This window comes from Paenibacillus sp. FSL H7-0442, from assembly GCF_038593105.1.
GTDB lineage: Bacteria > Bacillota > Bacilli > Paenibacillales > Paenibacillaceae > Paenibacillus > Paenibacillus polymyxa_D.
In genome coordinates this window covers 614531-627714 of sequence record NZ_CP151963.1, presented here as the reverse complement: position 1 = coordinate 627714, position 13184 = coordinate 614531, and the positions used below count along the sequence as shown (strand labels likewise).

The 13184-nt window shown below is 46.9% G+C and carries 15 protein-coding genes and 1 pseudogene; 7 read left to right on the top strand and 9 right to left on the bottom strand.

The features are described 5' to 3' along the window. The first annotated feature begins 4 nt into the window (after window positions 1-4). The 3 genes from MHH57_RS02795 to MHH57_RS02785 all read left to right on the top strand — a co-directional run bounded on the left by MHH57_RS02795 (window position 5) and on the right by MHH57_RS02785 (window position 2121). Window positions 5-286 carry a hypothetical protein gene (locus MHH57_RS02795; protein ID WP_029515942.1) on the top strand — a complete coding sequence of 94 codons (282 nt, stop codon included), beginning with the start codon at window positions 5-7 and terminating at the stop codon, window positions 284-286. 554 nt (window positions 287-840) lie between these two features. Continuing rightward, a complete protein-coding gene (locus MHH57_RS02790) occupies window positions 841-1524 on the top strand; it encodes an MOSC domain-containing protein (RefSeq protein WP_039270413.1) in 684 nt (227 codons plus the stop codon). 258 nt (window positions 1525-1782) lie between these two features. Continuing rightward, window positions 1783-2121 (top strand): hypothetical protein, encoded by a 339-nt coding sequence (locus tag MHH57_RS02785; protein WP_029515944.1) that lies wholly within the window; start codon window positions 1783-1785, stop codon window positions 2119-2121. 184 nt (window positions 2122-2305) lie between these two features. On the opposite strand, the gene MHH57_RS02780 is transcribed toward MHH57_RS02785, so the two are convergent. Beyond that, window positions 2306-3259, bottom strand: a complete 954-nt coding sequence (locus MHH57_RS02780) for a sigma-70 family RNA polymerase sigma factor (protein WP_318627617.1) — start codon at window positions 3257-3259, stop codon at window positions 2306-2308. An 18-nt stretch (window positions 3260-3277) separates the two neighbouring features. Further along, window positions 3278-3721, bottom strand: a complete 444-nt coding sequence (locus MHH57_RS02775) for a carboxymuconolactone decarboxylase family protein (protein WP_039270408.1) — start codon at window positions 3719-3721, stop codon at window positions 3278-3280. Between the two features lie 151 nt (window positions 3722-3872). Between MHH57_RS02775 and mscL the strand changes: the two genes are divergently transcribed. Beyond that, window positions 3873-4367, top strand: coding sequence for a large conductance mechanosensitive channel protein MscL (mscL, locus tag MHH57_RS02770; RefSeq protein WP_029515947.1), 495 nt, complete (start codon window positions 3873-3875; stop codon window positions 4365-4367). A gap of 82 nt (window positions 4368-4449) precedes the next feature. On the opposite strand, the gene MHH57_RS02765 is transcribed toward mscL, so the two are convergent. Both MHH57_RS02765 and MHH57_RS02760 read right to left on the bottom strand, forming a co-directional pair. Beyond that, window positions 4450-5151 carry a histidine phosphatase family protein gene (locus tag MHH57_RS02765; protein WP_029515948.1) on the bottom strand — a complete coding sequence of 234 codons (702 nt, stop codon included), beginning with the start codon at window positions 5149-5151 and terminating at the stop codon, window positions 4450-4452. 78 nt (window positions 5152-5229) lie between these two features. Beyond that, complete coding sequence (locus MHH57_RS02760) at window positions 5230-5523, bottom strand: hypothetical protein (RefSeq protein WP_029515949.1); 294 nt, start codon at window positions 5521-5523, stop codon at window positions 5230-5232. A gap of 172 nt (window positions 5524-5695) precedes the next feature. Between MHH57_RS02760 and MHH57_RS02755 the strand changes: the two genes are divergently transcribed. Beyond that, window positions 5696-6328, top strand: coding sequence for an NUDIX domain-containing protein (locus MHH57_RS02755; protein ID WP_029515950.1), 633 nt, complete (start codon window positions 5696-5698; stop codon window positions 6326-6328). Window positions 6329-6335: 7 nt separating this feature from the next. Here the strand turns inward: MHH57_RS02755 and MHH57_RS02750 are convergent, their stop codons facing one another. Continuing rightward, window positions 6336-7124, bottom strand: a complete 789-nt coding sequence (locus MHH57_RS02750) for a TrmB family transcriptional regulator (protein ID WP_029515951.1) — start codon at window positions 7122-7124, stop codon at window positions 6336-6338. 65 nt (window positions 7125-7189) lie between these two features. Further along, a complete protein-coding gene (locus MHH57_RS02745) occupies window positions 7190-8041 on the bottom strand; it encodes a zinc ribbon domain-containing protein (RefSeq protein WP_029515952.1) in 852 nt (283 codons plus the stop codon). A gap of 310 nt (window positions 8042-8351) precedes the next feature. Between MHH57_RS02745 and MHH57_RS02740 the strand changes: the two genes are divergently transcribed. Beyond that, the gene (locus tag MHH57_RS02740) at window positions 8352-10778 is read left to right on the top strand and encodes a UvrD-helicase domain-containing protein (protein WP_340884241.1); all 2427 of its coding nucleotides are present in this window, start codon (window positions 8352-8354) and stop codon (window positions 10776-10778) included. A 179-nt stretch (window positions 10779-10957) separates the two neighbouring features. On the opposite strand, the pseudogene MHH57_RS02735 reads toward MHH57_RS02740, so the two are convergent. The 3 genes and pseudogenes from MHH57_RS02735 to MHH57_RS02725 all read right to left on the bottom strand — a co-directional run bounded on the left by MHH57_RS02735 (window position 10958) and on the right by MHH57_RS02725 (window position 12099). After that, window positions 10958-11228: pseudogene (locus MHH57_RS02735) on the bottom strand (tRNA-binding protein). Further along, window positions 11195-11512, bottom strand: coding sequence for a DMT family transporter (locus tag MHH57_RS02730; protein WP_342434804.1), 318 nt, complete (start codon window positions 11510-11512; stop codon window positions 11195-11197). The pseudogene MHH57_RS02735 and the gene MHH57_RS02730 overlap by 34 nt, the downstream one beginning before the upstream one ends. Continuing rightward, window positions 11491-12099, bottom strand: a complete 609-nt coding sequence (locus tag MHH57_RS02725) for a DMT family transporter (RefSeq protein ID WP_342434803.1) — start codon at window positions 12097-12099, stop codon at window positions 11491-11493. The genes MHH57_RS02730 and MHH57_RS02725 overlap by 22 nt, the downstream gene beginning before the upstream one ends. 157 nt (window positions 12100-12256) lie before the next feature. Here MHH57_RS02725 and MHH57_RS02720 point away from each other — a divergent pair, with 157 nt between their 5' ends. Further along, window positions 12257-13150: an AraC family transcriptional regulator gene (locus tag MHH57_RS02720; protein WP_342434802.1), complete on the top strand. Its 894-nt coding sequence runs from the start codon at window positions 12257-12259 to the stop codon at window positions 13148-13150. The last annotated feature ends 34 nt before the right edge of the window (window positions 13151-13184 follow it).

Genomic DNA, 13184 nt, shown 5'->3' with positions numbered 1-13184 from the left:
ACCAATGGAACGCAAAGGAAAGGATTTACTCCCACTAACGGGTGATAAGGTAGAAGTGGACGGTGTTTATATTGATGAGGATGGACATGAGCAGCATTTGCACAGAGGCCAGCATTTTCCCGCTGATGTAGTTTTGGGTACTTCCGAGTGGAAAATGACCGAATATGCCTTTGATAACCATCACGAGGGACGTACCGATGAACGACTTATCCCCAAAGAGGATGACAAGAATAAAATGGGTAAAATCACACATCCACGCCGCCATTTAAAAACTGGTGACCGATAATTACGAAAGTATATCCACAATTACACCCAATATGTTGATAGTTTGTGGACAAACTGTGTGCAAAGTATGAATTATCGTAATATTATCTACAGATTGTGCACAACTTGTGTATAAATAATGTTATTTCTGTGGATAAATATTAATATGTGGTGGATAAAGTGTATACAACATGTGCAAAACATGTGCATAACCGTTTAAAAGGCTGAACGAATTCTTTTCGTTCAGCCTTTTTCGTATTTTTATACACATTCTCTAATTCATTTTTTTACCGAGATCGGGTATGTTCGAACGAGAAATCGCTCCCGGAACGATGAGTTGCCCAAAAAGGACTCTATCCCATTAACGGAGACTCATCGAAAATTCGCAAATAGCGCATAGAGGAGTGTAAAATGGAAACGGGGACGAACAGAGTCAAAAGAGGAATTACCGAAATGTAATAAGGCGTAGTCATCATAGAAATTCTCGCTTCAGGCGGGCGAACATATGCAGGAACGCGGTATATAGAAGCATCTAGCAAAACTCGTTGACCAAAATTTGGAGTAGGGGTGATCCGAATGGCATCTATTAAAATCCTTTCACTTAATGTCGGCATGCCCAAGCAGATCCAGTTTAATCAGAAGGACGTTTCTACGGGGATATTCAAGTCGGCCACAGATGAATATTTGTATTTATCTTATCTAAACTTCGAAGGGGATGGGCAGGGCGATCTAGTTCATCACGGGGGTAAAGAGAAAGCTGTATGCGTCTATCCCTACGAGCACTATCCGTTCTGGGAAAATGAATTGCGGAGACCGCTCGATTACGGCGCGTTCGGGGAAAATTTAACGATAAAGGGTTTGCTAGAATCCGACGTTTGCATTGGAGACGTCTTTAAGCTTGGCAAAGCTATCGTTCAAGTTAGCCAACCGAGACAGCCTTGCTACAAGTTGTCCATCAAGTACGGCGTACCGGACATGCCCTTGAAGGTACAGCAAACAGGCCACACGGGATTCTACTTCCGCGTTTTGGAAGAGGGAGTTGCCTCTAAAGCCGACGGACTATCCCTCCTTCATCGCCATCCGAAAGCAATTACGGTTTCATTTGCCAATCGAATTATGCATCAAGAGAAGAATCATATCGAGGGTATTAAGCAAATTCTCGAAGTGGAAGAATTGTCCTTAAACTGGAGAAATACGTTTCTAAAACGTTTGGCGGGAACCGAAACGGATTCTCGGGAAAGACTATCAGGCAATTCGTAAGATGGAAGTGGTTCAATGAGTCTGCAAGCTCGTCTGGCTGCAGTCGAACATCGAATCTGCGAAGCTTGTGGGCGATGCGACAGAAGCGCAGTCCAAAGGTTATCGCCAAATTCGAGTATATCCATTCGCTTGACCGCTTATCCTTTGTGTAGAGCCAATTTTTTTACCGTGATCGGGCATATCCTTCAATCCTGTCCTCATAGCTTGTATAGTACGGAGACTTAGCTTGAATCTTTTATAAAGGAGGATATGCCTGACATGTCAGTCTATAAGTCTTCCACAGGATTGGATGAAAATATAGCAGCTGTCCTGTGCTATTTGTTCGCCTTTATTGGCGCGCTGGCCTTTGTCATGCTGGAAAAGAAAAGCCGATTCGTATTATTTCACGCACTGCAATCCATACTTCTTTTTGTAGCCCTCATGATCGGACATGTGCTGGTAGGATTCATCCCCCTACTCGGTCCTTTCTTCGCTTCCCTGCTAACGCTGGCAGGCCTTGCCTTGTGGATTATCTTGTTAATTCGTGCGGGACAAGGAAAGTGGCTCAAGCTTCCCTGGATAGGCGATCTGGCTCTTCATCAAGCCCGGCAGTTATGAAAACAGCAAAAAACCTTGATCCTAAGCAAGGAATCAAGGTTTTTTATGTTTGGGCAGTTCATTTTTTTACACTAGCTTCTTCTGTCCTATCAGGACTTTGAAAAATTCGATTCCAGTCGCTCCGGAGTGCAAGATATAGACGAACTAAACCATTTCGATCTATATCTTAGTCATTGGAAGTCGCTTATGGGATTTTTGCAAAATCCTCGTCTATATGGATGTGTCCCAGCTTATCTGGATTAACCATTAAATAAAAATTCTGAATATGCTCCCCGTCCGGTGTCAGTATGAGACATAAGGTTTCTCTCACTTTTCCGTCTTCCAGAAATGCCAGCTGGACCTCGCCATTGATGACGGTATGGCACACATCTCTTTCTCGTAAAACGGTTAATACCCGACGAGAAGTCAACAGGGCAAGAACACCTTTGCGTACAACCATCGGCCTCATCACCGTATGCACATTACCTCCGCCATCTGACACAAATACAGGTTGTTCAGCCAGTAGTTCCAGCATAGCAGTCACATCGTAGGCAAGAAAAGCTGTTGTAAAACGTTCTAGTAGTTTTATTCGGGATGAGTTATTCACATTGCGACTGGACTGAGCCTCAAAAGCAGATTCTCCGGAAGATAGAATACGACGGGAGCGACTGAACAACTGACGACAGTTGCTCTCCGTCTTCCCCAGCAATTCCGCAATATCTTTGTAATCATATTGAAAAGCTTCCCTCAGCACAAAAACAGCCCGCTCTATCGGCTTTAGCTGCTCCAGCAAAACCAGAAAAGCGTAAGATATCATATCTTTACGCTCTAACCAATCCGCAGGGAGATCTGCGCTTTCACCCAACGGCTCCGGCAGCCACTGTCCTACATATGTCTCTCTTTGCTTACGTGCAGAGTTCAGTAGATTCAGGCACCGATTCATCGTCATTTTGGCCACATAGGCTTTGGGATTGTGTATATTATCCAGGGGCTTATCCTTCAGCTCGACAAAGCAGTCTTGAACGACATCCTCGGCATCTGTAACCGTTCCAAGCATGCGATAAGCAATGGCAAAAGAATATTTGCGATATTTCTGATACAGCTCTTCCAGACTTACATCCACCGATTCTTGTTCAATTCTATGTTCTTTGCCAGACAAAGCATAGCCCCCTGTTCATTAAAGAATGCCCGGATACATGCCCGTTGCAATTGCAATCCGGTTCCAACTGTTAATCACGTTAACTGCGGTTATCAAATCTACGTATTCTTCCTCGGTAAAATGCTCTCTGACCCGATTATACAAATCTGTAGGTACCCCTTGTTCTGAGATACGAGTAACCGCTTCGGCTAATTCAAGCATAACACGTTCTTTTTCCGTGAACAAAGGAACCTCCCGCCATAAGGCTAGCTGCAAAATGTGGTCAGCATAATCCCCCAGCTTGAGCAGATCCTTCGCATGCATATCCAGACAATAGGAACATCCATTGATTTGGGATACTCTAATTTTCAGTAGTTCGTACAATACTTTGTCTGTAAAACGACCGGAAATATATTTCTCCATCTCCATCATCGCCTTGAACGTACTAGGACTCACTGTTCTGTGATTGAATCTTAAACTCACGATACATCGCCTCCATTATTGGTTTACATATAGAAGACAAATGAACATGTGATTTTGTGACAAAGTGCAATACATCAATTGGGAATTGCCCTCAATTGACATAGCATGTATTATAGATAAATGATTTTATGCAAAGAAGGTGAGCACTCACATGAGCGGAAAAGGTATTATAAAAGAATTTAAGGAATTCGCTGTACGGGGTAACGTGATTGACCTCGCGGTCGGTGTTATCATCGGTGGAGCGTTTGGCAAAATTGTCACTTCTGTGGTAAACGATATTATTATGCCTCCGATTGGTAAGCTTCTGGGAGGTATGAATTTTCCAGATTTGTATGTAGCTTTACAAGCTGCTGATCCTTTAAATGGTGACGGTACACGCAAGACTTTGGCACAGGCCAAAGAAGCAGGGATCGCGGTCCTCGCCTATGGTCAGTTCATTAACGTCCTGCTGGACTTTCTGATCGTGGCCTTCTGTGTGTTCATGCTGGTCAAAGGGATTAACATGCTGAAACGCAAAGAGGAAGAAAAACCTCCTCAGGAAAAAACGATCAAGGAATGTCCACATTGCCTATCCGAAATTCCTGTAGCCGCTACCCGTTGCGCACATTGCACTTCCAAGCTGGAAGGGTACGTGGAAGCACGCTGACTCAACCCACTTATATGACTACAATAAACGGCTTAAGACGCTCTATCGTCTTAAGCCGTTTTGGCATGTATGGAAAATTCAATTAGTTGAAATTGGTGATAATGCCACGGGGTCTAACGGGCAAGCCCTCAGCGTACAGATGGGAAACATCACCGAAGCCGATGCAACGGGGAACTGCCCATTCTTGGGAGCGCTCATCAAACAAGATCGTGGTTACGGAGCTAGGCGGCATCCAAAAACCGGACCAGACCAAGGCCAATGGCAACTCCAACAGATGAGCAAGCCAGGTCAGCCCGAAGCCGCCATGACAAAATACCGCCACCTGATCTTCAGTGTGCTTCAGAATCCGGTACCTGCCCTCCACCCGCTCAAAGCCTTGCCGTTTCAGGAACTCATCGGAATGAAGCTTCAGCCGCTCGAAGGTTTCAGGGCTTTGCGTTCCCTGATAATAGGAAATCTCCTGCCAAGAGTCATGAGTCGGCAGGGGCAACTCGGAACGGATCACTTCACCAGGCAAATCCCAATGGGAAAGACGGCCGTATGGGGTTTCCTCCAGCTTTAGAGCCAGCTCCTGCGTCCAGTGTTCTACTTCATGAGTCATACCCAGAGAGTCGGCGGTGTAGCGCATCGTATCCAAAGCCCTCCCCAAAGGAGAGGCATAAATTCGATCCAGTCCGTGACTGGAAAGCCGCTTGGCTAGTGCCTGGGCTTCCAAATGCCCCTCCGGCGTTATGGTGTTGTTGGGGTAATCGGGGTCTGCGTGTCGGATAATATACAATCTCATCATTGTTCTCCGTTCCTATGAATGGCGACAGGATCGCTTTATCTCATTTCATCGATTAGTTCTCCTGGTCTTTAACGTTTAACGTTTATTCAGCAAAGTTTCCAAAATCGCGCGCAAATCCCTATCTTCCTGGTAGACTTCCTCACCCGTATCCAGCTCAATAACCCGGATATATGTATAATTGGCTCTGACATCGACTGGTTTAAAAATCAATTCCTCCGGATTGTCTGGGCGGACATCATAGCCCATATTTTTGAACATATCCGTGATTTGATCAATCCCCGGCTTGCCCCCGCTTTCCAGCATAATCAACCCGCGAAGTTCCTTGGGTTCCTCCGGATGCATGACTCGAAAATGTACTATACATTCCATGTAAAATCGCTCCTTTCAATCATAAATCTATGTGATGTTTCAAATCCTTATGTTCCCAGCATACCCCAAATGCCACTCCACATTCCACACCCGCCTTCATATCGTTAGGACAGAAAACACGTTATACTGTAAAGTAGACCTTTGATTTCTGCTTACTATAGGAGGAACCACGATGAATAGCGAGCTTCTGGATATCTACGACGATGAAGACAACCCCCTTGGCACAGCCTCCCGACGAGACGCACATGCCAAGGGATACTGGCACCATACCTTTCACTGCTGGCTAGCACGAGACACTTCTACAGGCCGTCGCTTGCTATTCCAACAGCGTCAGGATACGAAGGATACCTTCCCCGGATGCTACGATATTACAGCAGCCGGTCATTTGACGGCAGGCGAAGATATGTCTCAGGCGGCTCGCGAGCTGGAGGAAGAACTGGGCATTCATGTTCCCTTTACCTCATTAACACCGCTGATGACCGTTCGGTATGAAAGCAAAGGTACCGCCCAGGGCACCTCTTTTTGGGATCGGGAGGTTAGCTCGGTGTTTGGACTGCTATCGAACCAGCCATTGGAAGCTTATCATCTCCAGCAAGAAGAAGTAGCCGGACTGTACGAAGCGGATCTTGACCAAGCACTGGCCCTTTTTGAAGGCTATATTCCCTTTATCGAAGCCCAAGGCATTACGTCAGGGCCGAACCCAGAAAAAACTCGCCGCCTGATCACATCGGATCAATTCGTGCCTCATAAAGCGGGCTATATTACATCTATATGCCGGGCACTGATGGAACTTCCTACCCGGTAATCTTTAGCTATTCTCCAGCTGACATATATTTGCCGATAATGCCTTCATACCGCCAACCATACCGGGTCGACAGTTCTCTGCCCATATCATGCTCCAGCTCATACAGAATAAGATCCTGAGCAAAATGATTAAGCAGCAGGCCTGTCATTACCGGATGCTCGGTAATAAGCGCCTGTGTCGGGCAATTCTCTCCCCGCATCCCCAGCATGCACCAACGCCGATCAATAACAAAAGAAAACTTACGCCCTGCTGGTTCCTGTCCGTCTGTACCAGACCTAAGCGGTAACCACGGTCCCATCATGCTTTCTCCGTTATCGCAGGACCAGAGCAGACGCACACCTCGACTCTCGGCTTTCTCCAACTCTGTCCGCAGCAGTTCGGCTTCCTCGCGCCACAAGTCCAACACAATCTCATGCTCTGCCCGTTCCAACTCACGGGTCAGACTTTCCAGTACCTTCCGATCGCCTTCCGCATTATAAAAGGTCGGCTTGGTTGGTTCTGTTCGTGGCATTTCTTTCTCCACTGCACGTAGAGACTCCTGCATTTGTCCTTCGATCATCCGGGTTAATTCAGCCGGTGGCAGCATGCTGTAACGTACAGGCTCTCCCGCACTGGTTCTGAGGTATCCCTGCCCGGCCAAACGCTGTAAAGCCGCGTACACGTTGGAGCGTGATGCACCCAGACGCTTAGCCACTTCATAGCCGGAAGCCGCATTTTGCCTCGAAAGCTCGACCATAACCTTGGCTTCCATTTCCGTAAAACCCAGATTCCGCAGATGATGCAGCAAACGCTCCATATATTCTGTTCCCCCTATGCTGCCCGGCGTTATGTCTGTGTCCTGCAGCAGCCTGTTCGGCTGCGTTAAATCTGTTCAGCTCCGCAACGCGGGCACCACTTGGACCCTTTGGGTAGTTCTGCGGTGCAGATTTGGCATTTTACATTTTCACGTACTTGTGCAGACGGCGTTGCCGGTTTCTCAGCCCCGGAGTTGTTGGCCTTCCAATATCGAATCCGCTCGTCCAGCTCCTCCTGACGCTCACGCTCACGTGCCAATTCTTCAAGACGACGGTGTTCTTTTTCCAGATCTTCCTGACGACGGCGCTCCCACTCAGCGTCGAATGCCGCTTTTTCCTCCGGTGTAAAATCAGACACTGTATAATCGCGGTCTAGTCCCGCTGGTTCGTGTGTTTCATACCGCTCATCCTGTTCCTGTTCATGTCGATCGACTACTTCATGTTCTGCATACTCCGTGTATGCAGGCGCAGCATCCTTCGCTACCTCTGGCTTGCGCAGATCAAAAGAATAGACGTCCGTTGGCACCTCTTCACGCACAGCAGCTACTTGTTTGGAAGCAGCCTGTCCTTCATTGAGCTTGCGTCCGCATTTAGGGCAAAAGTTCGCATCCAGAGGCACAACCGCTCCACAGGTGCATAAATGAGCGTTCTTCAATTCTGCAATTCTACTGCGCAGCTCGTCAATTTCATCCTGAAGCTCATCACAAGCAGTGGATAGCTGTGTCATCTCGGTTTCTGCCACCGACATGTCGGATGCGCGATAACCTTCGTAAAAGATTTGACCCATTCGCAAGAAATGAACATCCATTTCCTGCTGGATCGTTGTAATTTGTGAATTGATCTTACTAATCTCGACAGCATGCTGCGCCTTTTCTGTTGCGCGATTAGCGCCTTCCTTTATACGTTGAATCAGCTTCATCGTTATTTCCTCCCCATATCCAGCCGGATTTCACTGTACCGTCCGTATATCCCAAAGTTTTTTTCTGTTGGCAAACCTCGAACTCCTGTATAATGGAATGCGGTCATATCGCCTGTTTGAAGGCTATAGGCATTGGCGTCAACGTATTGATGTTCTGACGCTTCGGCAAGATCCGCATGAATTTCAGCATTATTTTAGTCCATCGCCTTGTTCTTATCGTCAGCTAAAGCTGACTAGAACTCTATCATACCAAAAACTACCCCCATTTGTGAAAATGGAAGATTTTAAGAACGAAAGGGGTTTCAGGATTATGGACCCAAATCCTTCTTTTTACCCCCGACCCATCGGGGTTCCTTATTCAACGTCGAGCCCTCAGGCACGTCGTGCTTCCATGGATACCAGTATGACGCTGGTACCCGATACCGACCAAGACTCGGCCTATTTTCGTGCTTTAGAGAACGCCGGCATTCACCTGAACCGCCCGCAGATTCAGGCCGTCCGCCACGGCAAAGGTCCCCTACTGACCCTTGCAGGGGCTGGCTGCGGCAAAACCACAGTGCTGGCTGCCCGCGCAGGCTACCTGATGGCGATGCGGGATGTTCCTGCATCGTCCATTCTGCTGGTGACCTTCACCAGCAAGGCAGCTGCCGAGATGAAACTGCGCATCGCGGGTTTACCCGGTGTGCGCCCTGCCGCTGCACGTGCAGTTCAGGCACGCACGTTTCACTCATTCGCTTTGGCGATGCTGCGTCATCGCGGCGTGCAAGATGAAGTGTTCGGTGAAACGCAGGCCCAGCATACCGTCATGAAAATGATGCTGCGGCAGCTTGGGCTCAGCGAAGCTTTCCAGCCGGAAAGCCTGCTGTCTGCCCTCTCCGCCTGGAAAGCGGAAGGCCGCAGCGCGGACGAGCTGCCGGAAACCGTGCGCGAGGAATCGGATGCCAAGCGTGCCATGCTCGCTTATGAAGCGTGGAAACAGGAGCGCAATAAAATGGATTTTGACGATATTCTGCTGCGTGCCTCCGCACTACTGCGTGACCCGGATGTGCTTCAGCCGCTTCAGCGACGTTTTTCACATATCATGGTCGATGAATTTCAGGATACGAATGCCCTCCAATATGAGATGGTGCAGCGGTTGGCTGCCCGACATCGCAATCTGATGGTTGTGGGGGATGATGACCAGACGATCTATACCTTTAATGGGGCACGCCAGGAATCTATTCTGGAGTTTGACAAGGTCTATAAGGATGCAAAGGTCATTACTCTGGATATTAATTATCGCAGCGATGCGCGGATTTTGGGGCTGGGCTCTAACATTGTCGCCAAAAATGTTCATCGACGCTCCAAACGTCTTGCGGCTGCCGGGCGTGAGGGCTTGCCGCCACAGTTTGCCACCCCATCTGGGCCTGAGGAAGAGGCGGGACATATTGTTACTCATCTGCTCGGGCAGGTAGAAGAAGGTCGTCTTCGCTACCGGGATATCGCTATTTTGCACCGGACAGCCAGCGGAAGCCGATCTATTTTTGAGCAATTAATTATGCGGGATGTCCCATTTATTCAGTACGGAGCAGGGGCTGTATTTTATGACCAGTCCCTGATTCGTCCTTTAATGGATCACCTGCGCTTGTCGCTAAATCCCCGACGTATGGAATCCATTCCGAGCACCCTTGGGCCGCTGTACGTCTCGCGTGAGGCTGGGATGGAATGGATTATGCGCGAGGAGAAACAGCAGGCTAAAAAATACCCGCTGATTCATCTCAGCCGCTGGGATCGACTACGTGATTTTCAGCGTGAACAAGTGAAAGAGCGTATTCGTCTGATTCGCAGTCTCACTACCATGAAACCTGCCTATGCCATTCAAGAAATGCGGCGCGTCTTTTATGACAAATATTTGGAAAGTGGAGATACGGGCGCGTGGACTCATTATAAGGAAACGATGCAAGAAAGTCTGGAGGAGCTCGAAACGGCAGCCAAGCGGTTTGACACTGTGGAGGCGTTCGTCAGCTTTGCGGACGAGCTTTCCGAGCGTCACCGCCAAATGGAATCGCTGCGCAGAGAGGAAGACAGCGATGCTGTTCGGCTCATGACGATCCACCGCGCCAAGGGATTGGAATTCCCTTGCGTATATTGGATCGGAGCCAGCGAAGGCATTCTGCCGCACAGCTCGGCGCTGCACAGCGAGCTGCCGGAGGATCGGCGGGCAGGCGCCGCCCCAACTACAGCTGTGGATAACGATGCAGCGCTTGAAGAAGAGCGCCGCCTCGCTTACGTGGCCGTCACCCGGGCGAAGGAGTTGCTATACATCACCTCCCCCGCCTCTAATCATGGCAAGCCTGCCGCCGTGTCACGCTTCCTGCTGGAAGCCTATGGGGTCACCCCTGAGGCTTCCAAGCCAGAAACACGCCGCAGTAGCTTTGGCCAAGCGAAGGGTGCTTCCGGGTATGGCAGCCGTGCTGGCGCTGGATCGCCAGCGTCTGGCACAGCGACCCGCGTGAGCAGCAGGCCGGGACCAGGCAGCGCTACGGCACGGACAACCTCGTCGGTGGCAGGGTCTCCGGCGGAGCCACGCATCAGCGTGCCCGTGTGGAAATGTACCGACGGCGCTTGCAAAGCGTGGATGCGTCGCGACACAACAAGCGGACGCCGTACAAGCGCGGCTAGCACAAGCACGCCGCCAGTGTGCCCGCTCTGCGCCTCCCCGATGACAGAGGGGACACGCAGCATCCCAGCCAGATAGGGATACGGCGTATAGCTGGTATGGAGAATTGTGCAGACCAATAATAAATCAAATAAAATTTGGACAGACCAAATAAAAAAGTGGCAGACTAGGACTTAAAAATAAAGCCCTAGCCTGCCACTATCTGTTTTAACTTGCTATTGAACGATCATGTCCTGTTAGATTATCCAAGCGTTCTATCACCCAATAGGTGTTCCATCAGGTAGTTTGATATCTGGTTTCAATAGAATCACATCCCCCTTTTCGGGTATTCCTCCAAGAACCAATACCTCTGAGTTAAAGCCTGCTATCCGTCGAGGTGGAAAGTTGACTACACCTATAATTTGTTCCCCTATAATATCTTCAGCCACATATCTTTCTGTAATTTGCGCACTCGAAGTTTTTACACCGATATCTTGCCAAAATCAATTTCAAATTTAATATTTTGCAACTGTAGTATACTTTAAAGATTTTGCCCAAAAATACATTCCCATACCGAATAAAGTCATGATTCCACCTATGAATTGAAATGCAGAGATTATTTCTCCCAAGAATAAGTAGGCGAGAATTATGGCAAGAACAGGCTCTCCAATAATACCAACGGAGACCGTAGTTGCACCCATTGATTTCAACAACAGATTAAAAATATATTGTCCAAAAATAGTTGGGATTACTGCAAGTAACAAGAAATACATCCATTCCGACGAGTCATATTCAATCAAGGAATAATGATTCAACAAATTGTAGACCAGCATGACGCTGCCACCAATAAAAAAACAATAACACTATATAAATTTGCATTTATTTTGTGACTTACTTTCTGTCCTGCCAACATATATGCTGAAACCAAAATTGTTCCCAATAAAGATAATCCATCTCCGATCAATGCCTCTCTCGAAATCCCTATGTCTCCCCAAGCAATAATGATTGAACCGACAAGAGCGGCGATCAAACAAAGTATGGTTAATATGTTGGTTCGGTCTCTGAACATAAAGTATGAACCCATCATTACAAATAAAGGCTGTAAAGATAAGATGACCATGGAGCTCGCAACTGAGGTATATACTAAAGATTCCATCCAGAGTAAGAAATGTAACCCGAGAAAAAGACCGGCTATGAAAACGGTAATCCAATCTTTTTTGTTCATTTCTAAGGTACGGAACATTTTCCAAGGTACAAAAGGAAGCATTATGAGTACTGACATATACAATCTGTACATCCCAGCCACAGAGGTTGGAGTATCTGAAGATTTGATCATGATGGATGAGATAGAGACAGACAGTATGCTGATTAAAAGCAAAATATACGGATGAAACGGTAACGACGATTGATTTATTTTCACATGTACGCCTCCAAGAGGTCTTATCCAATCGCCTGTGCACAGGATTGTAATGATAAGCCGAAGATCTGGTATAATAATATCACCACTTTTATTTATTTTGTGTAACTATATCTTTAATTTATATAGAAATATCGTCATCAGAAAGGACCTCGCTAAAATGGAAAAACAATTGCATGAGACCATTCTATATCCCGATGTTTCATTTCCATACATCATGTACACCCATACTATTCATGCAAGTAGTCCTGAAGGTAGAGGATTTAACGATCTACATTGGCATGAGGAACTACAAATCACTTTGGTTACCAAAGGGAAGCTAGTAATCCAAGTTAACGGGATTGATCATGAATTAGAAACAGGTCAGGCCATTTTAATTAATAAAGGTGTTCTTCACGTTACTACGCACCTTACACATAACGGCCAATATGTCAGTTTTAATTTCCCGGAGAAGCTGCTGGCCTTTTATGCAGATAGTGCGATGGAAAAAAACTATGTACTGCCTTATACAAACTCTCTCTTATTGTCATTAGTAATCAAAGGAGATGTTGAATGGCAAATTCAAATACTGCAAATGCTTTGGGATATGAAAGAGAAATTTGATATAAAAAAAAACTGGGGGTGGGAATATGAGGTTTCTATTAAAACAGTACAATTATGGTTCATCATAATTTCTAACATTTCGCTTTCTTCGGAGGAAGCACCTAAACACATGAAACTGCAACAGGAAAGACTTCAATTGATGCTCAGCTTTATCCATCAAAACTATTCAGAAAATATAACACTGCAAGAAATTGCTGAAGTAGCACATTTAAGTATTTCGGAATGCACTCGTAGTTTTAAGAGAACCATTCATATGACACCTTACGACTATTTAATTAAGTACCGTATCAAGAAAAGCAGCGAGTTATTAATTTCAACAGATTCTACAATAACTGAAATAGCCCACAGAGTGGGGTTCAATCATGTAAATCACTTCATTCAATCTTTTAAAAAACATCATGAAAGAACACCTAAAGATTTCCGGAAATTTAGAAATGAAATCAAGGATTAAGGGCTATTTCTTTTCTGGTTGCGTGATACCGCTC

Bases quoted from the DNA above. Each gene is read 5' to 3' on its own strand.
- MHH57_RS02795 (WP_029515942.1), top strand. From the start codon at position 5: ATGGAACGCAAAGGAAAGGATTTACTCCCACTAACGGGTGATAAGGTA.
- MHH57_RS02790 (WP_039270413.1), top strand. From the start codon at position 841: ATGGCATCTATTAAAATCCTTTCACTTAATGTCGGCATGCCCAAGCAG.
- MHH57_RS02785 (WP_029515944.1), top strand. From the start codon at position 1,783: ATGTCAGTCTATAAGTCTTCCACAGGATTGGATGAAAATATAGCAGCT.
- mscL (WP_029515947.1), top strand. From the start codon at position 3,873: ATGAGCGGAAAAGGTATTATAAAAGAATTTAAGGAATTCGCTGTACGG.
- MHH57_RS02765 (WP_029515948.1), bottom strand. From the start codon at position 5,151: ATGAGATTGTATATTATCCGACACGCAGACCCCGATTACCCCAACAAC.
- MHH57_RS02760 (WP_029515949.1), bottom strand. From the start codon at position 5,523: ATGGAATGTATAGTACATTTTCGAGTCATGCATCCGGAGGAACCCAAG.
- MHH57_RS02755 (WP_029515950.1), top strand. From the start codon at position 5,696: ATGAATAGCGAGCTTCTGGATATCTACGACGATGAAGACAACCCCCTT.
- MHH57_RS02750 (WP_029515951.1), bottom strand. From the start codon at position 7,124: ATGGAGCGTTTGCTGCATCATCTGCGGAATCTGGGTTTTACGGAAATG.
- MHH57_RS02745 (WP_029515952.1), bottom strand. From the start codon at position 8,041: ATGAAGCTGATTCAACGTATAAAGGAAGGCGCTAATCGCGCAACAGAA.
- MHH57_RS02740 (WP_340884241.1), top strand. From the start codon at position 8,352: ATGGACCCAAATCCTTCTTTTTACCCCCGACCCATCGGGGTTCCTTAT.
- MHH57_RS02730 (WP_342434804.1), bottom strand. From the start codon at position 11,512: ATGCTGGTCTACAATTTGTTGAATCATTATTCCTTGATTGAATATGAC.
- MHH57_RS02720 (WP_342434802.1), top strand. From the start codon at position 12,257: ATGGAAAAACAATTGCATGAGACCATTCTATATCCCGATGTTTCATTT.